Origin of the sequence: Pseudomonas sp. 31-12 (assembly GCF_003151075.1) — a bacterium.
In the GTDB taxonomy this organism is placed as follows: Bacteria; Pseudomonadota; Gammaproteobacteria; order Pseudomonadales; family Pseudomonadaceae; genus Aquipseudomonas.
In genome coordinates this window covers 287,803-308,443 of record NZ_CP029482.1, presented here as the reverse complement: position 1 = coordinate 308,443, position 20,641 = coordinate 287,803, and the positions used below count along the sequence as shown (strand labels likewise).

Here is a 20,641-nt window from a genome sequence, read left to right as displayed (position 1 = left end):
CTACCAAGGCGCAGTAGAAACCAGCTGGCCGCTGAAAAAACCCCAGGCAATCAAGCCGACGGTTATAGCGGCCAGGGCAACACGAACACTCAAGGCAATGACGAGGCGGTTCGAGCTGCTGTCGTCCTTGACCAGAAAAAACAGGCCGCTGAACAGGCTGACAACCGTGGCAATCAGCATCAGGACGATGGCTGCTTTGAGCATGGTGAGACTCCGGGGGAAAGGCGATGCACTTGAGTATAGCTATCGCAACCAGCGACTTTCTGGCGGCGCCATGAAGCGCTTCCGGCCGGGCATCGTGCCGACCCTCGTGGTCGCGTTATTGCTGCCCATGCTGGTGTCACTGGGGTTCTGGCAATTGAGCCGGGGCGCGGAGAAAAGCGCGCTGCTGCAAAGCTACACCGAGCGCCGCGCGGCGGATCCGATGGCCAGTACCGAGCTGCAACACACCGAGGATCCAGCCTTTCGCCGGGTTCGAATTCACGGCCAGTTCGATGCCGCGCACAGCCTGCTGCTGGATAACCGCCAGCGCGACGGCAAGGTTGGCGTCGAACTGCTGCAACCGTTTCAGGATCAGGCGACCGGGCTCTGGCTGCTGGTCAATCGCGGCTGGCTGCCGTGGCCGGACCGGCGCACCCCGCCCCAATTCACCACCCCGACTCAGGCCTTGAGCCTGCATGCCTGGGTCTACGTCTCCCCCGGCGCCACTTTCCAATTGCACGCCGATCCGAGCACCACCACCTGGCCACAACTGATCACCGCCGTCGAACCGGCCAAGCTGTGGACAGCGCTCGATCGTGACGGTTTTGCCTACGAATTACGCGCAGAAACCGGCCCCGCGTCCTACCAGGCCGATTGGCCGGTGGTGGCCATGGGGCCGGAAAAACATATCGCTTATGCCGTGCAGTGGTTCGCCATGTCGATCGCCCTGTTCGGCCTTTATCTCTATCTCGGCTGGCACAACGCAAAGGAGAAACACCATGGGAGCGGCCATGAATCCACCCAGCATGTCTGAGGCGAAAACGCCGGCGAGTCGGCGCAAGGGTCGCTTGCAGTTGCTGCTGATCCTGCTTGGGGTGATCGGTCCGATGATCCTCGCCACCGGCATGTACAAATTGCAGTTCTGGGTGCCGGAGGGCCGCAGTTATCACGGCGAGCTGATCGGCAACGGCCAGACCCGCGCCGACCTTGGCGTGCAGGCGCAGGAGGAGCGTTGGCAATTGCTGGTCACGGCGCCCAAGGAGTGTTCGGTGGACTGCCAGCAACTGGTTTATCTGGCTCGGCAGATCCAGATCGGCCTCGGCCGCGATGCCGGGCGCGCCAGTCACGCGTTGGCTGCGGCGCAACCGCTAAGCAGTGATTACGACGCCAAGCTGACCCGCGAATACCCGCAACTGCAACGCTACCCAATGGACCTGACCACGTTCACCAAAACAGCGGGAGACAAGACCGCGCCGCAACTGTGGATCATCGACCCGCACGGCAATCTGGTGCTGCGTTATGACCCGACGGTGAAGGGTAAGGACTTGCTCAACGACCTGCGGCATCTGCTGAAACTGTCGAACATCGGATAAGGGCATCGTCATGGCCAAACCTGGATTTCGCCTCGCGCTGTTTGCCACCTTGCTGGCACTGATTGTGGTGTTGCTCGGCGCCTATACCCGCCTGACCCACGCCGGCCTCGGTTGCCCGGACTGGCCCGGTTGCTACGGCTTTATCAGCGTGCCGAAAAGCGAAGCCCAATTGGCCCATGCCGAATTGCATTTTCCCGATGCGCCCGTTGAAGCCCACAAAGGCTGGAACGAGATGGTCCACCGCTATTTCGCCGGCACGCTCGGCCTTTTGATCTCGGTGCTGGCCGGTCGTGCCTGGGTGCATCGCCGTCATCCGGGGCAACCGGTGAAGTTGCCGTTGTTTCTGCTGGCGGTGGTGATCGCCCAAGCGGCGTTCGGCATGTGGACGGTGACGCTCAAGCTCTGGCCGCAAGTGGTGACCGGGCATCTGCTCGGCGGTTTTGCGACCTTGAGCCTGCTGTTTTTGCTGACGTTGCGCCTGTCCGGCGTACTGCCGGCGCTGACCGTGCCCCGACGTTTGCAGCACTGGGCGACGGCCGGGTTGCTGCTGGTGATCCTGCAAATTGCCCTCGGTGGCTGGGTCAGTTCCAACTATGCGGCGGTGGCGTGCATCGACTTTCCGACCTGCCACGGGCAATGGCTGCCGCCGGCTGATTTCGCCAACGGATTTCACCTGACTCAACACATCGGCCCCAATTACCTCGGCGGGCAACTGGACAGCGATGCCCGCACGGCGATTCATCTGACCCACCGTATCGGCGCGATGCTGGTGACGCTGGCGTTGCTGGGGCTGGCCTGGCAATTGAAAGTAGTCGGTATGACGCGTCTGGCCGGGCTGGTGCTGATCGCCCTCGCGGCGCAGATAACGCTGGGCATCAGCAACGTGATTTTTCACCTGCCGCTGCCCGTCGCCGTCGCTCACAACGCCGGCGGCGCAGCACTGTTGCTGACGATGGTACTGGTCAATTATCACGCGCGAACCAGCCTGGTTCGGGTCAAACAGCAATCCCCTGCGCGCTGGCGGTTCAGCCCGCGCAAACACTCAGCCGGGCCCATAACAATAAAAGGAGAGATGCCATGGCGACTCTGATCGGCGAACGTCACAGTCAGGCGATCTGGCGTGACTACCTGGAGCTGACCAAGCCGAAAGTGGTGGTGCTGATGCTCATCACCTCGCTGGTCGGCATGTTCCTCGCGACCCGCGCCGGAGTGCCGTGGACGGTGCTGGTGTTCGGCAACTTGGGGATTGCGTTGTGTGCCGGGGGTGCGGCGGCGGTGAATCATGTGGTGGACCGGCGTATCGATGCGGTGATGGCCCGCACGCACAAACGTCCCCTGGCCGAAGGCCGAGTGTCGCCAGCGGCCGCGCTGACGTTTGCCTTGGTATTGGCGGTGCTTGGGCAAGCCATACTGCTGGCGTTCACCAATCCACTGACGGCGTGGCTGACCCTGGCCTCACTGCTCGGCTATGCGGTGGTCTACACCGGTTTCCTGAAGCGCGCGACGCCGCAAAACATCGTCATCGGCGGACTGGCCGGCGCTGCCCCGCCGCTGCTCGGCTGGACCGCAGCTACCGGTCATGTCAGTGCCGAACCACTGTTGCTGGTGCTGATCATCTTCGCCTGGACCCCGCCGCACTTCTGGGCGCTGGCCATTCACCGCAAAGAGGAATACGCCAAGGCCGACATTCCGATGCTGCCGGTGACCCATGGCGAACACTACACCAAGGTCCACATCCTGCTTTATACCTTTGCGCTGCTGGCCGTGAGCCTGATGCCGTACGTGATTCACATGAGCGGCATGCTCTACCTGATTTGCGCCCTGGGACTGGGCGCAAGGTTTCTGCAATGGGCCGTGGTGCTGTACCGTGGCACTCGGCCGCACGCGGCGATCAACACCTTCAAGTACTCTATTTACTACTTGTTCCTGCTGTTTATCGCGCTGCTCGTTGACCACTACTTATTGTTGAACCTATGACTCGAACTCAGAAAACCGTCTTCATCCTCGTCGCCCTGATCGCGCTGGTTATGGGCCTGACCATCAACAAAGTGCTGTCGGGCAAAGGCGAGGGCGATCCGACGGCGTTGATCGACGCCGGGATCATTTTGCTGCCGCAAAGCCGCAACCTGCCAAACGTGACCATGACCGATCAGGACGGCAAACCAGTGGCGGTCAACGAGCTGAAAGACAAGTGGTCGCTGCTGTTCTTCGGCTACACCTTCTGCCCGGACATTTGCCCGACCACCCTCGCCCAACTGCGTCAGATCAAGAGCGAACTGCCGCCAGAGGCTGTGGCCAAGTTGCAGATCATTCTGGTCAGCGTCGACCCGAATCGCGATACGCCCCAGCAGCTCAAGCAATACCTGGGCTACTTCGATCCGCAGTTCCAAGGCCTGACGGCGGCGTCGGTTGAAGACATTCAGAAACTGGCCAACGCGGTGAGTATTCCGTTCATTCCGGCGGACACCAGCAAGCCGAATTACACAGTTGATCACAGCGGCAACCTCGCGGTGATCGGGCCGGACGGGACACAGCGCGGGTTCATTCGCGCACCGTTGAATAACGCCAAGTTGGTGGCGCAGTTACCGGTGATGCTTAACCGCAAATAAACACCGCAATCCCTGTGGGAGCGGGCTTGCCCGCGATGAGGCCTTCTCATTCAACATCTGTTGGCTGATGCACCGCCATCGCGGGCAAGCCCGCTCCCACAGGGTCGGACGCAGACACAAAAAAAAGGGGCGCATTTGAATGCACCCCTTTTTAGTTGCCATCAGCCAATCAAAACGCCGGCAATACCGCGCCTTTGTACTTCTCGAGAATGAAGGCTTTCACTTCCGGGCTGTGCAGGGCAGCAATCAGTTTCTTCATGTCTTCGCTGTCCTTGTCGTCCGGGCGGGCAACGAGGATGTTCACGTAAGGCGAGTCGTTGCCTTCGATGACCAGCGCGTCCTTGGACGGATCAAGCTTGGCTTCCAGCGCGTAGTTGGTGTTGATCAGCGCCAGGTCGACCTGGGTCAGCACACGCGGGATGGTCGCGGCTTCCAGTTCGCGGAACTTCAGGTCCTTGGTGTTCTCGGTGATGTCCTTGACCGTCGAGAGGATGTTGTTCGAATCCTTCAACTTGATCAGACCCGCCTTGGCCAGCAGCAACAGCGCACGGCCGCCGTTGGTGGCGTCGTTCGGGATCACCACGTTGGCGCCGCCTGGCAGCTCGGTCAGTGCTTTGTACTTGCTGGAGTAAGCGCCCAGCGGTTCCAGGTGTACGCCGGCAACGGCGACCAGGTTGGTGCCCTTCGCCTTGTTGAACTCATCAAGGTACGGCTGGTGCTGGAAGAAGTTGGCGTCCAGGCGTTTTTCGGCAACCTGCACATTCGGCTGGATGTAGTCGGTGAAGACTTTGACCTTCAGGTCCACGCCTTCTTTGGCGAGGGCCGGTTTCACGAATTCGAGGATTTCTGCGTGCGGGACCGGGGTGGCTGCAACGGTCAGGGTGTCCGCGTGAGCGGAAAACGCTGCAACGGCTGCGAACGCGACGAGTAGTTTTTTCATTCAGCTAACTCCATGTGAGGCGCCTGTCTGCGGCGCCTGCCAGCGAATGGCCGGCTCATTGATCATTTACGTGAGAAGTGTACGACCAGCTTGTCGCCGACGGTTTGCAGCACTTGCACCAGCACCAGCAGCAACATCACGGTCACGACCATCACGTCAGGCTGGAAACGCTGGTAACCGAAACGGATCGCCAGGTCGCCCAGACCACCCGCGCCGACCACACCAGCCATTGCCGTGTAGGACACTAGTGTAATGGCTGTCACCGTAATCGCCGCGAAGATGCCCGGGCGGGCTTCCGGCAGCAAGGCATTGGTGATGATCTGCCGGGTCGTGGCGCCCATGGCCTGGGTGGCCTCGATGATGCCGCGATCCACTTCACGCAGAGCGGTTTCCACCAGTCGCGCGAAGAATGGCGTAGCGCCAATCACCAGCGGTGGAATCGCACCGGCAACCCCCAGCGACGTGCCAGTGATCAGCACGGTGAACGGGATCATCACGATCAGCAGGATGATGAACGGCAGCGAACGCAGGATGTTCACCATCAGCGACAGCATCGCGTAGACGCCTTTGGCTTCCAGCAACTGACGCGGGCTGCACAGGAACAACAGCACGCCCAACGGCAGGCCAAGCAAAACGGTGAACAGCAACGAACCGAAAAGCATCAGCAAGGTATCGCCGGTGGCCAGCCAGATTTCGTACCAGTCGATGTTGACGAAGAAACTTGTCAGGATTTCCATCAGCGCAGGACCTCCATGTGGACGTCAGCCGCGGTGAAGTGGGCAAACGCCGCCTCCATGTCGCCGCCGGTAACCGCCAGGGTCAATTGCCCGTAGGGGATGTCTTTGATGCGGTCGATACGTCCGGCCAGGATGCTGTAGTCCACACCCGTTTCCCGAGCGACGGTACCCAGCAACGGCGCGTAGGTCGCTTCGCCCTGGAACGTCAGACGCACGATGCGGCCCGGCACGTGAGAGAAGTCGTCACGCTGTTCACTTTCGTCGATCTGTTCGTCTTCTTGTACGAAACGTTTGGTGGTCGGGTGCTTGGGATGCAGAAACACCTCGGCCACCGAACCTTGCTCGACGATCACACCCGCGTCCATCACTGCCACCTGGTCGCAAACCCGGCGGATCACGTCCATCTCGTGGGTAATCAGGACGATGGTCAGTTTCAGCTCGCGGTTGATCTCGGCCAGCAATTGCAGGACCGACGCCGTGGTCTGCGGGTCGAGGGCGCTGGTGGCTTCGTCGCACAGAAGGATTTTCGGCTTGGTCGCCAGGGCGCGGGCAATGCCGACGCGTTGCTTCTGGCCGCCGGACAACTGCGCCGGGTACTTTTTGGCGTGGTCGGACAGGCCGACCCGCGCCAGCAACTCGGCGACACGCTGGTCGATCTCACTGCGCGACAGCTCACCGGCCAGGGTCAGCGGCAGCGCGACGTTGTCGGCCACGGTCTTGGATGCCAACAGGTTGAAGTGCTGGAAAATCATCCCGACCTGCTGGCGGAAGCGTCGCAGACTGTTGGCGTCGAGTGCCGTGACTTCTTCGCCGTCGACGATGATCTTGCCGCCGCTGGACTCTTCCAGGCGATTGATCAGACGTAGCAGGGTACTTTTTCCCGCACCGGAATGGCCGATCAGGCCGAAAACCTGACCGTTCTCAATCGTCAGACTGGTCGGGTGCAGGGCGGGGATATCCTTACCGGCGACGCGGTAGGTTTTGTGGACGTTTTGAAACTCGATCACGTAGCGAACCTTGTGGGGCGCGTTGGAAAAGGATCAGCGGTTAGCCGGGCGCGCATTTTAGCCTGTCTGTATAGAGGTTCTTAGCATTTATTTCGCTTTCATCCTTCCATTTGGCAATAACGCGATAAAAGGTCGATGCACAACCCGGCAAACACCACCGTGAAACGTCGAGATCCTCGTAATCACTGGGTACCTCCTTTTTCTCCAAGGAGGGGAACGCCTGAGGTCTGCGCCAAACCGCCGCAGTGATGGAAAGACCATGCTTTAACATAACTTATAGTTAATTGTTTTATTACTTCAACCACATGCTCTGTTGCATTTTTCGGTAGCACTTTCAGTTGTATAAACCTTTACGCCTGTTATTTTAAAACCTCTTCAATTCAACAACTGAACAGCGATCTAATTGATTACCCTGTATTGGAACCATAAAAGGATTTATAACTTGAAGAAACATAAAGCACTTTTGGCTGGAGTGGTTGCGCTTAATTTAATAAGTGCAGCCATCGCGGCGCCGCCAACAACTACGGAGACGCTAATGGTATTTGGGCCTCCGCTCTCAGGCAAAAATATCGACGACGCGCAGCGCATTCAAAAATCAATCACAACGCTAAGCCAGGATGAGTTAAACCTATCCGTTGACGACTCCAAATCCAACATGGCATACCTGGATATTGATTCGATCGAGGATGAAAAAATCCTCGAAAAAGCAACAGCGGTTTTCCGGGCAGGCATACCGGTGCTGTTGAAAATGAAGAACCATACTCCCGAGCTAGCTAAAAAAGTTAGCACTGTCTTCGGGATTTCCGGATCGTTTGACTATGCATTGTTTCATCGCCTGAATAATTCAAATATCGACGTCTACCGATTAGAAGGCTACGACGATGAGAATATTATGGAGGTGGCATGGTTGCGGGTGAAGGAATTGAACCTCAAGAGCGACCCACCGGAAGATCAGTTTATAGGCATGCCAAAGCTGACTTACAATATTAATGTCCAAAGTCCCTCTCGCGAAATGACATCCGTTGTGAATATCGACATTATCCGGAGCGCTCAGCGAAGCCAGGATAAAAAGTTTGTTTCCATAAAAACTGCCCCGACGACGATGCGCTCTGCAAAAAACGGGATAACCATTGGCGGGTTCGATCCAGGTGGTAGCGGTCAGAATCTCTGGGGAGCCTATTTGCCTCACGCCTATCGATTTACCCATCAACTGACAGCTCAGCAAATAGCTCCCGTGCTGGTAGCGTCCGCCCCTTCCAGTGATTCAAGGACCGAATTCAGCTTCACCGAAACGAAAACCACTGGGCTTTCTATCGGCGGGACCTTGGGTGGCGAGTTTGGTGGAACGAAAGCTGACAATATCGCGTATGCGGCAAAATCGCCGTTCAACGTGAATTTCGGCCTAAATTACGCACACACTAAAATGATGAGTTACAACTTCAAAGACTATTCATTGTTGGCGGCACAAAATGGCTCCAGCGTGACATGGACCGCTCCGATAGACACAAAGCTAAGGGGCGCATTGATAAAGCAACTGACCAGCACTACACCCATTTTATCCGAAGACAAAATGACGCCCATGATGCGTTCCGCATCGCTTGAGTCTTATACATTATGGGAATTGCCAGGGACTTATACAGGTCTCGCAACCGTGAGTGTCGGGGGAGGCTACGATCTGGATCGAACTGAGTGGTGGTGGGAAAGAACCGAAGTCAAGTCACAGCAGAATACCGATATCTATAACTCCGAGGAAAAGTACGAGCTGGATATGAGCAACCCATTCTTGACGCGTGAGATGACCGTGCTGATTCGTTCGGCGGACAGTACCGGAAAATGTATCTCTGGAAGTGCCAACTCCAGTACTACCCTGGAGTCGTGTGTCGCCTCGGATGCGCAGCAACTTTGGGGCCTGGATTCCGAAAGCCGCTATGTTAATAGAGCCACACAGCAATGCCTGAGTGTTCGCGAAACTGATGGAGCACTGATAACCAATAGTTGCGCGCTCGATAACAGGCAACAATGGGAATGGCAAGCGGATCGGCTTCATTCACTGTACAACCGCGAATGGCGCCTGTATGCCGAAAACAGTCAATTGAAAATCATTCCAGACAGCTCGATGCACTTTCAAAACACTCCAAAAAACGTGTTCAACCCACTGAACATCCCTTGGGCCAGCTACCCATTGGCGCCTTCCTTCCAAGACGTCATGCCCAACCATTTAGGACCTTCGCCTCAGATCAGTCCGGAGTGGGTGGACAGGTATCAAGGTGTTGATACCCGTCAACGGTGGCGAATTGAGATATTGCGAGATGGCATCTAGATCCTGACCATGTGAAATGTCAATCGGCCACGCCAAAATGTGCCTGGTCGTACGCCGGTTGGCATTCCGGGATCAGAAAAAAGGAACGGCTGAAATCCTCGCCAGTCACTAATTAAGCAACTCGAACCGCCAGGTCCCGTGCCTGGAACATTGCTCACAAGTCCGGCTAGGACGAAATCGCAACGAGGAGTTTAAGACTGATGAGTACCAAGAAGCCTGCCGCACCTAAAAGCGCCCTGGCCGGGACCAACACCCTGGACCGCGGCAACACCAATACCAAGCTGGAAAGCCTGGAAAAATTCCGCTCCGACGCCACCGAGCAAGCCCTGCGCACCAATCAGGGCGTGAAGGTTTCGGACAACCAGAACACCTTGAAGGTGGGCGCTCGCGGGCCGTCGCTGCTGGAAGACTTCATCATGCGTGAAAAAATCACGCACTTTGACCATGAGCGAATCCCGGAGCGCATCGTTCACGCCCGCGGTACCGGCGCCCATGGATTCTTCCAAGCCTACGAGAATCATTCGGTACTGACCAAGGCCGGTTTCCTACAGGATCCGGGCAAGAAAACCCCGGTGTTCGTGCGATTTTCCACGGTACAGGGCCCGCGTGGGTCGGGCGATACCGTGCGGGACGTACGCGGTTTCGCTGTGAAGTTCTTCACCGACGAAGGCAACTTCGACCTGGTGGGCAACAACATGCCGGTGTTTTTCATTCAAGACGCGATCAAGTTCCCTGACTTTGTGCATGCGGTAAAACCGGAGCCACATAACGAAATCCCTACCGGCGGCTCGGCTCACGACACCTTTTGGGACTTCGTTTCGTTGGTGCCGGAATCCGCGCACATGGTGATCTGGGCCATGTCCGACCGGGCGATCCCGAAAAGCCTGCGCAGCATGCAAGGTTTCGGCGTGCACACCTTTCGCTTGATCAACGCCGAAGGTAAGTCGCGCTTCGTCAAATTCCATTGGCGCCCTACTGCCGGCACGTGCTCGCTGGTGTGGGATGAAGCGCAGAAGCTCGCTGGCAAAGATACCGACTTTCACCGTCGCGATCTTTGGGAGTCGATCGAGATGGGCGACTACCCGGAATGGGAGTTGGGCGTACAGGTCATCGAGGAAGAAAACGAACATAATTTCGACTTCGATATCCTCGACCCGACCAAACTGATCCCGGAAGAGCTGGTACCGATCACCCCGTTGGGCAAAATGACCCTCAACCGCAACCCCGACAACTTCTTCGCCGAAACCGAGCAGGTAGCGTTCTGCCCGGGCCATATCGTGCCGGGCATCGACTTCTCCAACGATCCTTTGCTGCAGGGTCGACTGTTTTCCTACACCGATACGCAGATCAGCCGACTGGGCGGGCCGAACTTTCACGAGATCCCGATCAACCGTCCCGTAGCACCGTTCCATAACGGCCAACGGGATGCGTTGCATCGCACCACAATCGACAAGGGGCGCGCGTCCTACGAACCGAATTCCATCGATGGCGGCTGGCCGAAAGAAACGCCGCCCGCTGCGCAGGACGGTGGATTCGAGAGCTACCCTGAGCGTATCGACGCCAACAAAATTCGCCAGCGTAGCGAGTCGTTCAGCGATCATTTCTCCCAGGCACGGCTGTTTTTCCACAGCATGAGCAAGCACGAGCAGGAACACATCATCTCAGCCTACAGCTTTGAGCTGGGCAAGGTTGAGCGTGAGTTCATCCGTGCGCGTCAAGTGAATGAGATCCTGGCCAATATCGACCTGGAACTGGCCAAACGTGTGGCGCAGAACCTCGGCTTGCCAGCGCCGAAGGCTGGCACCGTCGACGTGCGTAAAACTTCCCTGGACCGCTCGCCGGCATTGAGCCAGGCCAACCTGCTTCCGGCGGATATCAAAACCCGGAAAGTGGCGATTCTGGCGGCCAACGGAGTCGATGGTGCTGCGATTGATGCAATGAAGAAGGCGCTGAAGGCCGAGGGCGCGCACGCCAAGTTGCTCGGCCCGACTTCCGCGCCTGTGACCACCGCCGATGGCAAAACTCTGCCGGTGGACGCTTCGATGGAAGGCTTGCCTTCGGTGGCATTCGATGCGGTGTTTGTGCCCGGTGGCGCGGCGTCGATCAAGGCGTTGAGCGGCGATGGCGTGGCGCTGCATTACCTGTTGGAGGCATATAAGCACTTGAAGGCGATTGCGCTGCATGGCGAGGCGAAGCAGTTGCTGGATGTGTTGAAGCTTGAGGTGGATGCGGGGTTGATCATCGGAGCAGATGCCAAGTTGATCAAACCGTTCTTTGCGGTGATCGGGCAGCATCGGGTTTGGGATCGGGAGCCTAAGGCCAAGGCGATTCCGGCTTAAGCTTTTGTATCGATAGCAAGGACGCTATCGCGGGCAAGCCCGCTCCCACAAGGATAGGGGTGATCACACATCTGTGATCAATCCCAAATCCTGTGGGAGCGGGCTTGCCCGCGATGCTTTTTAAGGTTTACGCGGACTCAAGACCATCTGAGCCGGAACGTTGCGCAGGATCTGCTTCTGCAGATTCAGATCAAAATCCGAATCCAGCTTCTTCACCCGCTTGGTCAGCAATGTGGCCAACCAAGGGTAATCCTGCGTGCGTGGCGCCTGAATGCTCACGTCACATTGATAATTCACCACATCAGCGGCGATCGCATCCAGTTGTCGGCGAAGCTTGGTCATATCGGTGAGGTTCAACGCAACCGTGGTGCTTTCGGCGGTTGGATCGATCACTTTCGCCTGCGGTTTGGCCTCGGCAGCCAAGAGCGCCGCTTCGGCCCTGTCCAGCTCGGCTTTGCGGGCATCGACGATAGCGTTGTTGAGCCCACCCGTCAGCGCCGGGGCCTTTGGCATCAACGCCCGAGCCCGGGCCAGCGCCGTGGCGGCCGCATTCACATCGCCCTTTTGCAGCACGATCTGGCTGCGGCGCAGATAGGCTTCGGCCAATTGCCGCTGATATTGCACAAGGGATGGATCGTCGGGCGACTGGGCCTGCAAGGTTGCCAATTGATCCTCGGCGGTGGCCAGCTCGCTGCTGGCCAGGTTTTGTTCCAGCTGCGCGATGGCCGTGGCCCGTGCATCGGTCGCCTCAGTGGTGGCCGATGGCGTGCTTTGGCAAGCGCCCAGTAGCAGCGAAAATGCGACAAGGAGCAGATAACGGGAGGCTGACAGCTTCATTCCTGCGACTCTCTATTTGCGCAAAAAACGAGCAAGTCTACACCCCTCGACGGGGCAGGACAAAACTCAGCAGAAACAGTGCGGCGGCCGTCACAACAATCGAGGGTCCCGCCGGGGTGTCCTTGAACCATGAAAGCGCCAGCCCGCCACAGACCGCGAGCATGCCCAGCAGGCTCGCGCCCAGCGCCATCTGCTCCGGCGAGCGGGCGTGACGTTGTGCCGCAGCCGCCGGAATGATCAACAGCGAAGTAATCAGCAACACACCGACGATTTTCATCGCCACAGCGATCACCACAGCGATCAGCAACATCAGGGTCAGGCGCAGTGCCGGCACGGGCAAACCTTCCACCCTGGCCAGTTCTTCATGCACCGTGATCGCCAGCAATGGCCGCCACAACGTCACCAGCAAGGCCAGAACGGCAGCGCTGCCGCCGAGGATCCAGGCCAGGTCGGTCGGGCTGATCGCCAGCAAGTCGCCGAACAGATACGCCATCAGGTCGATCCGTACTTCGTGCATGAAGCTTAGTACGACCAAGCCCAGAGAGAGCGTGCTCGGTGCGAGAATTCCCAAAAGCGTGTCGGACGCCAGCGGCTGACGCTGCTGCAACGTCACCAGCAGCACCGCCAACAGCAAACAACCGACGGTGACGGCCACGGTCGGGCTGACATCCAGCAGAAAGCCCAACGCGACGCCAAGCAAGGCCGCGTGGGACAAGGTGTCGCCGAAATAAGCCATGCGCCGCCAGACCACAAATGAACCCAGCGGTCCTGCGACCAATGCCAAAGCCAGACCTGCAAGCAGGGCGTAGAGCAGAAAATCAGCCATGCTTGCAGCTATCTCCATGGACATGGGGTTGGGCCGTCGGGGCCGCGCTGACCACCGAACCATGCAGGTCATGGGCGTGGTCGTGGTGGTGGTGATAAATCGCCAGGCTTTGTGCGTTCTTTCCGAACAGCTCGACGAAAGCCGGATCGCCGCTGACCTGTTCCGGGTGCCCGGAGCAGCAGACATGACGATTCAGGCAAACCACCTGGTCGGTGGTGCTCATGACCAGATGCAAATCGTGGGAAACCATCAATACGCCGCAGCCGTGACGGTCGCGCAGTCGCGTGATCAGACTGTAGAGCTCGGCCTGGCCGGCCACATCGACGCCTTGCACCGGCTCGTCGAGCACCAGCAGTTCCGGCTCGCGCAACAAGGCCCGAGCCAGCAGCACGCGCTGCATTTCGCCACCAGAAACACTTTGCACCGGGCTGTCGATCACCTGTTCGGCGCCGACTTCCTTGAGTGCCGCCAAGGCCCTGGGGCGGTCCACACCCGGCACCAGGCGCAAGAAGCGCAGCACTGAAAGCGGCAGCGTCGGATCGACGTGAAGTTTCTGCGGCATGTAACCGACCCGCAGTTTCGGCTTGCGCCAGACGCTGCCGCTGTCCGGCTTCAACAGACCGAGCACGGCGCGCACCAGCGTGGTTTTGCCCGCGCCGTTCGGGCCGATCAGGGTGACGATCTGCCCCGGCTCGACACTCAGTTCGATGTTATCCAGCACGTTTTGCCCGGCAAAGGTGACGGCAACCTGCTCGAGGCGGATCAGCGCATTGCTCATCAAGCCCCCTGGCAACCCGAACAGATGCCGACCACTTCAACCGTCTGGCTTTCGACGACGAAACCGACGTCCTTGGCGCTGCTGATGATCGCGTCGCTGATGGACTTCTGTTCGAGTTCGATGGCGGCGTGGCATTCGCGGCAAATCAGGAACTGGCCCTGGTGGGCATGCTCCGGGTGATTACAGCCGACGAAGGCGTTCAGCGAGGAGATGCGGTGGACGAGGCCGTTTTCCAGCAGGAAATCCAGTGCGCGGTACACGGTTGGCGGCGCGGCGCGGCGGCCGTCCTGCTCGCTGAGTACCGCGAGAATGTCGTAGGCACCCAGCGGCTTGTGGCTTTGCCACACCAGTTCCAGCACCCGCCGACGCAAGGCGGTCAGGCGCAGGCCTTGACGTGCGCACAAGGCATCGGCCTCCGACAGAGCGCTGTGCACGCAATGAGAGTGGTCGTGGGGACGGCTGGCAATCGGTGTTTTAGGCATGAGCGGCGACGAGTTTTGTGAGAGACGTTATTATGTTACCCGTTCTCGCCTCTTCGAGTGGTCATCGTGTCCCGACTTTTTTCTATCTTTGTCGCATTTGCCGCAAGTTTTCTGTTCATTGGCTCAGCTCACGCCAACGTCAAAGTCCTTACCAGCATCAAGCCGCTTCAGCTGATAGCCGCTGCGGTGCAGGACGGCGTGGCGATTCCGGAAGTGCTGCTGCCACCGGGTGCTTCACCGCATAACTATGCCTTGCGCCCTTCCGACGTACGGAAGGTGCAATCGGTGGACCTGGTTTACTGGATCGGTCCGGACATGGAAGGTTTCCTGCCTCGTGTGCTGAACGGTCGTACGCTGCCGAGCGTCGCGATTCAGGATCTGCCGGGGCTGAAACTGCGCCGGTTTGCCGAAGACAGCCATTCCCACGCGGAAGAAGCCGATGAACATGATCACGATCATCGCCCGGGCAGTCTTGACGCGCATTTGTGGTTAACGCCGGTGAACGCCCGTGTAATTGCCAGCAAAATGGCTTCTGATCTGAGTGCCGCCGATCCAGCCAATGCGGCGCGTTATCAGAGCAATCTCAAAGCCTTTGATGAGCGCCTGGATGCATTGGATCTGCGCTTGAAAGCGCGATTGGCCGGCATCGCGGGCAAACCTTACTTCGTGTTCCACGAGGCTTTCGACTACTTCGAAGATGCTTACGGCCTGAAACACGCCGGCGTATTCAGCGTCGCCGCCGAAGTCCAGCCCGGCGCTCAGCATGTCGCGGCGATGCGCACGCGCTTGCAGGAAGTCGGCAAGACGTGTGTGTTCAGTGAGCCGCCGTTGCGTCCGCGCCTGGCGGAAACGCTGGTGGCGGGTTTGCCGGTGAAATTGGCGGAACTGGATGCGTTGGGCGGGTACACACCGGCGACTGCCCAGGGGTATGAGCAGGTGCTGGAGAAATTGGGAAATGATTTGGCGGGGTGTCTGGAGTCGTTGTAACCGACACAACACTTGTGGCGAGGGGGCTTGCCCCCGTTGGAGTGCGAAGCGCTCCCATGCGATCTATCTGACCTATCAATTGGGGGCTGCTGCGCAGCCCGACGGGGGCAAGCCCCCTCACCACAATTTAAAGGGCGAACGGTAGCGGCGTACTGACCTTCTGCCGCTGCGCCAACCGCTGCTGGAATTCCATCGGATCGTGAATCAACACGTCCTGCCCGGCGAACGACTCCGCGGCGATCAACCGTGACAACCAGAATCGCACACACGCCACGCGCAGCATGGTCGGCCACAACTCGGCTTCGGCTGCCGTGAACGGCCGCAACGCCGCATAAGCCCCAAGCAATGCTCGTGCTCGCGGCCCGTCGATCAGTCCGTCGTCATCCGAACACCAGTCATTCAACGCAATCGCCACGTCGTAGAGCATCGGCCCCGAGCACGCGTTGTAGAAATCGATCAACCCGGTCAGGTGCGTGCCTTCGAACATCGCGTTGTCGCGGAACAGATCCGCGTGGATGTTGGCCCGTGGCAACGCCAGAATTTTTGTCTTCTGCTGCGTGATTTCGTCCAGTGCCCGTTGCAGCAGATCGCTTTGCTCGGCATTCAGGTGCGACAGCAACTGAGTGCCCTCCTCCAGCATCCAGTCCAGACCACGATCGGTTTTGCGCTTGATCATGTTGGCCTGGGTGGCCAGGTGCAGATGGCCCAGCAACTCGCCGACTTGGGCGCAATGCTGCGCGTTGGCTTGCTTGATGTGCTTGCCGGCCAGGCGTGGTTGCAACAGCGCCGGTTTGCCGGCCAGCTCACGTAAGGCAACGCCGTCGGTGGTGCGCAGCGCGTACGGCACTGGCAGGTCGGCGTCATGCAGCACGTCGAGCAGTTCGATGAAGAACGGCATCTCTTGAACCGGACCGCGCTCAACCAGGGTCAGGACAAATTCGCCCTGCTCCAGGCTGATGAAGAAATTGGTGTTTTCACTTCCGGCGGCAATCCCCTGGAAATCAAGCAGGCGGCCGAGCCCGTATGGGGCGAGAAAGGTTTCCAGCTCGGGCCGAGCCAGCGGGGTGAACACAGACATGTTTGAACTGCCAGTACGGGCGCCGCTGCTTGAGCCAGCGCCGATTGAAATTAAGAAACTACTTCCACTCAAAGATCTTCCACGACGGAATCAGCATATCCGGCTGATCCGAGCGGATGAAGTTTGCATCGGTCCCGTCCGCGCGCACCAGAAAATAAGGCGGTGCGCCTTTCGGTGTGACCTTGATCGCATACAGGAAACCGTTTTGGCGGTATTCCTGGATGGTTTTATCGCCTTCCGTGCGAATCGTGACTTCCGGCTCCGGTGTCGGCGCATCATCCGCCGCCATGACGGACAGTGGAACGGTTGCAAACAAGCCAGCCAGCAACAGGCGATTTAGTGTGCGCATGATAACCTTGTCCCTTTGTCGTCAACGGTCCCGCTATTCTAGCGCCGGACCCGCCGAAAAGGTTGATCCTGCTCATGAGCCAAGCCCCCCTCGTCCTGGTGGACGGTTCTTCTTACCTGTACCGCGCCTTTCACGCCCTGCCGCCGCTGACCACTTCCAAGGGTCTGCCGACCGGAGCGGTCAAAGGCGTGCTGAACATGCTCAAGAGTCTGCGCAAGCAGTACCCGGACAGTCCGTTCGCCGTGGTGTTCGACGCCAAGGGTGGGACTTTTCGCGATGACATGTACGCCGAATACAAGGCCAACCGTCCGAGCATGCCGGATGACATGCGCGTGCAGATCGAACCCCTGCACCAGAGCGTGATCGCCCTCGGCTTCCCGCTGCTGTGCGTCGAAGGCGTCGAGGCCGATGACGTGATCGGCACTTTGGCCCGCAGCAGCGCCGCGGCTGACCGCCCGGTGGTGATCTCCACCGGCGACAAAGACATGGCGCAACTGGTCGACGGCCACATTACCTTGGTCAATACCATGACCGGTAGCGCGCTGGACGTGGACGGCGTGAAGGAGAAATTCGGCGTCGCTCCCGAGCAGATCATCGATTACCTGGCACTGATGGGCGATTCTTCCGACAACATTCCGGGCGTTCCGGGTATTGGTCCGAAGACCGCTTCCGGTCTGCTGGTCGGCGTGAACGGTGGCCTGACCGAGCTGTATGCACAGCTCGACATCGTCCCGACCTTGCCGATTCGTGGCGCCAAGACCCTGCCGGCCAAGCTCGAAGAGCACAAGGAGATGGCGTTCCTCTCCTATCAGTTGGCGACCATCAAGATCGACGTGCCGCTGGACATCGGGCTCGACGACCTGCAAATGGGCCGGCCGGATCACGACAAACTCGCCGAGCTCTACACCCTGCTGGAATTCAAGAGCTGGTTCGACGAGAACCAGCGCGATGCCAAGCGTTCGGGCCAGGAAGTCACAGCGCCGGTGGCTGAAGAAGCCGCTGTCGAGACCGAACTCAAGTACACCACGATCCTCACCCAGGCCGATTTCGACCTGTGGCTGAAGAAGCTCAACGACGCCACGCTGATTGCCTTCGATACCGAGACGACCGGTATCGACGCGCAGCAGGCGCAATTGGTCGGTCTGTCGTTTGCTGTACAAGCCAACGAAGCGGCCTACATCCCGCTGACCCATTCCTACATGGGCGTGCCGGATCAGCTCGATCGCGACACCGTGCTGCGCGCACTGAAACCGATTCTGGAGGACCCGAACAAACTCAAGGTCGGCCAGCACGCCAAGTTCGACATGAACATCCTGGCCAACTGCGCCATCGGTGGCGACCAAAGCTGCGGCATCACCGTGCAAGGCATCGCGTTCGACACCATGCTCGAATCCTACGTGCTGGACTCCACCGCGACCCGCCACGACATGGACAGCCTGGCGCTCAAGTACCTGAATCACACCACCACCAGCTTCCAGGACATCGCCGGCAAGGGCGCCAAGCAGCTGACCTTTGACCAGATATCCCTGGAACTGGCCGGGCCTTACGCCGCCGAAGACGCCGACGTAACGCTGCGCCTGCACCAAACCTTGCAAGAAAAGCTCAATGCCATCCCGAGCCTGAGCAAAGTCCTGAGCGAAATCGAAATGCCGCTGGTGCCGGTACTCGCCCGTATCGAACGCCAGGGCGCGTTGGTCGATGCCAACCTGCTGGGCATTCAAAGCGTCGAGCTGGGCGACAAAATGGTCGCGCTGGAGCGGGAGGCATTCGCCATCGCCGGCGAGGAATTCAACCTCGGTTCGCCGAAGCAATTGGGCGTGATTCTGTACGAAAAACTCGGCCTGCCGATCCTCAGCAAAACCGCCAAAGGCCAGGCGTCCACCGCCGAAGCCGTCCTCGCGGAACTCGCCGAGCAGGATTACCCGCTGCCCAAAGTGCTGATGCAGTACCGCTCGATGAGCAAGCTGAAAAGCACTTACACCGATCGCCTGCCGGAGCAGATCAACCCGCGTACCGGGCGGATTCACACGTCTTATCATCAAGCTGTCGCGGCAACCGGGCGTTTGTCCTCCAGCGATCCGAACTTGCAGAACATTCCGATCCGCACTGCCGAAGGGCGTCGGATTCGTCAGGCGTTCGTCGCACCTAAAGGCTACAAACTGCTGGCCGCGGACTATTCGCAAATCGAACTGCGGATCATGGCGCACCTGGCCAAGGATGAAGGGTTGCTGCACGCATTCCGCAATGACCTGGACGTGCACAAAGCCACCGCCGCCGAAGTGTTCGGCGTAGAACTGGCCGACGTCACCACCGACCAGCGTCGCAGCGCCAAGGCGATCAACTTCGGTTTGATCTACGGCATGAGCGCGTTTGGGCTGGCCAAGCAGATCGGCGTTGATCGCAAGCAATCCCAGGCTTACATCGATCGTTATTTCGCCCGCTACCCGGGTGTTCTGGAATACATGGAACGCACCCGCACCCAGGCGGCCGAGCAAGGTTTTGTCGAGACGATTTTCGGACGTCGCCTGTACCTGCCGGAAATCAACGCGAAAAACCCGGCCCTGCGTAAAGGTGCCGAACGCACGGCAATCAACGCGCCGATGCAAGGCACGGCCGCGGACATCATCAAGAAAGCCATGGTGGCGGTGGATAACTGGCTGACTTCCTCGGGCCTCGACGCCAAAGTCATCCTGCAGGTGCACGATGAATTGGTGCTTGAGGTACGTGAAGATCTGGTCGACCAAGTTCGCGATGAAATTCGTGCGCACATGAGCAACGCCGTGAAGCTGGATGTACCGCTTCTGGTCGAGGTTGGCGTAGGCAATAACTGGGATGAGGCTCACTGAGCCGTCTGAAAAGGCGATTTCTGCTGCGGCATAACGCCGCAGCAGAAGGCTGAAGGGCCCTTATCTCGGAAAGAAATCAAACTTATTTCGAATGGTTTCTGAAACTCCGGAACTAAACCTGTGAACTGCCACTCAGAGTTACTGAATGGCTGGTGAAGCCCTTCGATGCTCCTATGTTGTGTTAAGTGTTGGCAGATATCTGGACCCCGCCCTAGCGGTCCGGAACTTGAACCCCGGAACTTCCCCCTCCCCATAAGAAGTCCGGGGTTTTTTTTGCCTGCGATTTATTGCTGGGCAACCTCGGAGCCCTTGTCCGCCAGTTCCATCCAGCCTGCCAGTACAGTGTAGGCGTCTTCCAGGCCCATGCGTTTTGGCGCCGAGAACAACTGGATGCTGATCGCATCGCCCCATCCTTTGCGGATGTCAGTCTGAACCTTCAGCAGGACGTTTTTCGCCGCGCCGTAGGTCAGCTTGTCGGCTTTGGTCAGCAAAATGTGCATCGGCATGCCGCTGGCGACAGCCCAATCAAGCATCAACAGGTCGAAATCGGTCATTGGATGACGGATGTCCATCATCAAAATCAGACCTTTCAGACTCTCGCGACCACCCAGATAAGCTTCCAGGTGACGCTGCCAGTGCAGCTTCAACGGGATAGGTACTTTCGCGTAACCGTAACCCGGAAGGTCGACCAGACGACGATCATCGTCTAGCTTGAAGAAGTTCAAGAGCTGCGTGCGACCCGGAGTTTTCGAGGTGCGCGCCAGGCTAGCGTGCGTCAAAGTGTTCAGCGCACTGGATTTACCGGCGTTGGAACGCCCGGCGAAAGCCACTTCAAAGCCTTCGTCGTCGGGGCATTGGTCGACTTTGGCAGCGCTGAGCATGAAGGTGGACTGTTGGCACAGGCCGAGGATGGGGTTCTTGAGTTGCATGGG

20 protein-coding genes are annotated in these 20,641 nt (G+C 58.8%); 9 read left to right on the top strand and 11 right to left on the bottom strand.

All coding sequences use genetic code 11. The features are described from left to right. Positions 1-204: a twin transmembrane helix small protein gene (locus DJ564_RS01430; protein ID WP_094469789.1), complete on the bottom strand. Its 204-nt coding sequence runs from the start codon at positions 202-204 to the stop codon at positions 1-3. 70 nt (positions 205-274) lie between these two features. Here DJ564_RS01430 and DJ564_RS01425 point away from each other — a divergent pair, with 70 nt between their 5' ends. The 5 genes from DJ564_RS01425 to DJ564_RS01405 are packed head-to-tail and all read left to right on the top strand — an operon-like array spanning position 275 to position 4,183. Further along, positions 275-1,015, top strand: a complete 741-nt coding sequence (locus DJ564_RS01425; protein ID WP_109627104.1) for an SURF1 family protein — start codon at positions 275-277, stop codon at positions 1,013-1,015. After that, on the top strand, positions 981-1,574 hold the full coding sequence (locus DJ564_RS01420; protein WP_109627102.1) for a hypothetical protein: 594 nt from the start codon (positions 981-983) through the stop codon (positions 1,572-1,574). The genes DJ564_RS01425 and DJ564_RS01420 overlap by 35 nt, the downstream gene beginning before the upstream one ends. Before the next feature lie 10 nt (positions 1,575-1,584). Continuing rightward, positions 1,585-2,664 (top strand): heme A synthase, encoded by a 1,080-nt coding sequence (locus DJ564_RS01415; protein ID WP_109627100.1) that lies wholly within the window; start codon positions 1,585-1,587, stop codon positions 2,662-2,664. Next, positions 2,652-3,551 (top strand): heme o synthase, encoded by a 900-nt coding sequence (cyoE, locus tag DJ564_RS01410; protein ID WP_109627098.1) that lies wholly within the window; start codon positions 2,652-2,654, stop codon positions 3,549-3,551. Before DJ564_RS01415 ends, cyoE begins: the two co-directional genes overlap by 13 nt. Beyond that, positions 3,548-4,183, top strand: a complete 636-nt coding sequence (locus tag DJ564_RS01405; RefSeq protein WP_109627096.1) for an SCO family protein — start codon at positions 3,548-3,550, stop codon at positions 4,181-4,183. The genes cyoE and DJ564_RS01405 overlap by 4 nt, the downstream gene beginning before the upstream one ends. Positions 4,184-4,352: 169 nt before the next feature. On the opposite strand, the gene DJ564_RS01400 is transcribed toward DJ564_RS01405, so the two are convergent. The 3 genes from DJ564_RS01400 to DJ564_RS01390 form a co-directional block, all read right to left on the bottom strand. Further along, positions 4,353-5,123, bottom strand: coding sequence for a MetQ/NlpA family ABC transporter substrate-binding protein (locus DJ564_RS01400; RefSeq protein ID WP_109627094.1), 771 nt, complete (start codon positions 5,121-5,123; stop codon positions 4,353-4,355). A 62-nt stretch (positions 5,124-5,185) separates the two neighbouring features. Next, positions 5,186-5,860 (bottom strand): methionine ABC transporter permease, encoded by a 675-nt coding sequence (locus DJ564_RS01395; protein WP_109627093.1) that lies wholly within the window; start codon positions 5,858-5,860, stop codon positions 5,186-5,188. Further along, the gene (locus DJ564_RS01390) at positions 5,860-6,867 is read right to left on the bottom strand and encodes a methionine ABC transporter ATP-binding protein (protein ID WP_109627091.1); all 1,008 of its coding nucleotides are present in this window, start codon (positions 6,865-6,867) and stop codon (positions 5,860-5,862) included. Before DJ564_RS01390 ends, DJ564_RS01395 begins: the two co-directional genes overlap by 1 nt. Positions 6,868-7,309: 442 nt before the next feature. On the opposite strand from DJ564_RS01390, the gene DJ564_RS01385 reads away from it, so the two are divergent. Further along, positions 7,310-9,187 carry an RICIN domain-containing protein gene (locus DJ564_RS01385; RefSeq protein WP_162556158.1) on the top strand — a complete coding sequence of 626 codons (1,878 nt, stop codon included), beginning with the start codon at positions 7,310-7,312 and terminating at the stop codon, positions 9,185-9,187. Between the two features lie 200 nt (positions 9,188-9,387). After that, positions 9,388-11,526: a catalase HPII gene (gene katE, locus DJ564_RS01380; protein WP_109627087.1), complete on the top strand. Its 2,139-nt coding sequence runs from the start codon at positions 9,388-9,390 to the stop codon at positions 11,524-11,526. 120 nt (positions 11,527-11,646) lie between these two features. On the opposite strand, the gene DJ564_RS01375 is transcribed toward katE, so the two are convergent. From DJ564_RS01375 to zur, 4 genes are read right to left on the bottom strand one after another with little or no spacing between them, the layout of a single operon-like run. Then, entirely contained in the window at positions 11,647-12,363 is a 717-nt protein-coding gene (locus DJ564_RS01375) for a PA5502 family lipoprotein (protein WP_109627085.1), read from the bottom strand. Between the two features lie 37 nt (positions 12,364-12,400). Next, entirely contained in the window at positions 12,401-13,189 is a 789-nt protein-coding gene (znuB, locus tag DJ564_RS01370; RefSeq protein ID WP_017341765.1) for a zinc ABC transporter permease subunit ZnuB, read from the bottom strand. Next, positions 13,182-13,967 carry a zinc ABC transporter ATP-binding protein ZnuC gene (znuC, locus tag DJ564_RS01365; protein ID WP_109627084.1) on the bottom strand — a complete coding sequence of 262 codons (786 nt, stop codon included), beginning with the start codon at positions 13,965-13,967 and terminating at the stop codon, positions 13,182-13,184. The genes znuB and znuC overlap by 8 nt, the downstream gene beginning before the upstream one ends. Next, a complete protein-coding gene (gene zur / locus DJ564_RS01360) occupies positions 13,967-14,449 on the bottom strand; it encodes a zinc uptake transcriptional repressor Zur (RefSeq protein WP_109627082.1) in 483 nt (160 codons plus the stop codon). Before zur ends, znuC begins: the two co-directional genes overlap by 1 nt. Positions 14,450-14,515: 66 nt before the next feature. Between zur and DJ564_RS01355 the strand changes: the two genes are divergently transcribed. Continuing rightward, positions 14,516-15,436 (top strand): zinc ABC transporter substrate-binding protein ZnuA, encoded by a 921-nt coding sequence (locus DJ564_RS01355; RefSeq protein WP_109627080.1) that lies wholly within the window; start codon positions 14,516-14,518, stop codon positions 15,434-15,436. A 127-nt stretch (positions 15,437-15,563) separates the two neighbouring features. Here the strand turns inward: DJ564_RS01355 and DJ564_RS01350 are convergent, their stop codons facing one another. Together DJ564_RS01350 and DJ564_RS01345 are read right to left on the bottom strand one after the other, a co-directional pair. Then, positions 15,564-16,514 (bottom strand): homoserine kinase, encoded by a 951-nt coding sequence (locus DJ564_RS01350; protein WP_109627079.1) that lies wholly within the window; start codon positions 16,512-16,514, stop codon positions 15,564-15,566. Positions 16,515-16,572: 58 nt separating this feature from the next. Then, positions 16,573-16,863, bottom strand: coding sequence for a DUF2782 domain-containing protein (locus DJ564_RS01345; protein ID WP_109627077.1), 291 nt, complete (start codon positions 16,861-16,863; stop codon positions 16,573-16,575). A gap of 74 nt (positions 16,864-16,937) precedes the next feature. Between DJ564_RS01345 and polA the strand changes: the two genes are divergently transcribed. Beyond that, complete coding sequence (gene polA / locus DJ564_RS01340) at positions 16,938-19,709, top strand: DNA polymerase I (RefSeq protein ID WP_109627076.1); 2,772 nt, start codon at positions 16,938-16,940, stop codon at positions 19,707-19,709. A gap of 284 nt (positions 19,710-19,993) precedes the next feature. On the opposite strand, the gene yihA is transcribed toward polA, so the two are convergent. Beyond that, entirely contained in the window at positions 19,994-20,638 is a 645-nt protein-coding gene (yihA, locus tag DJ564_RS01335; protein ID WP_109627074.1) for a ribosome biogenesis GTP-binding protein YihA/YsxC, read from the bottom strand. Positions 20,639-20,641 lie beyond the last annotated feature (3 nt).